The organism is Haematobacter missouriensis, assembly GCF_000740775.1.
Classification (GTDB): Bacteria; Pseudomonadota; Alphaproteobacteria; order Rhodobacterales; family Rhodobacteraceae; genus Haematobacter; species Haematobacter missouriensis.
Genome location: NZ_JFGS01000125.1, coordinates 1 through 336 on the forward strand (window position 1 = coordinate 1; position 336 = coordinate 336).

Annotated in this window: 1 pseudogene; it reads right to left on the bottom strand. The window is 61.9% G+C overall.

Going from position 1 to position 336, the window contains the following annotated elements:
* Positions 1-336, bottom strand: a pseudogene (locus CG51_RS18940) (flagellar biosynthesis protein FliA); the annotation flags it as partial.

Sequence of the window (336 nt, forward strand, 5' to 3'; positions counted from 1 at the left end):
TAGAACTCGAACATCGCCTGATCCGCCTCAGTGGGTTCCTCGGCCGGAGTCTCGGGTTTCGCGTCGATCGAGGCGGCGTCCTCCGGCACCGCGCGGCGCGCGGCGCGCGCCTCGGCCTCGATGCTCTCGAAAGCCAGTTTCAGCAGCCAGTCGCCTATGGAAAACTCGGTGGGCCGCTGCTCGAACCTTTCCAGTCCCTTGAGGATCGTCGCATCGACAAGATCGCGAACGCTGAGGTAACCCTCCGGCACAGATCCGCTGCATTCGAGATAGATCAACTCGCGCCTGACGGTGTCGTAGACCGTATCGAGATGATCCTCGATCAGGTCGAAGAAG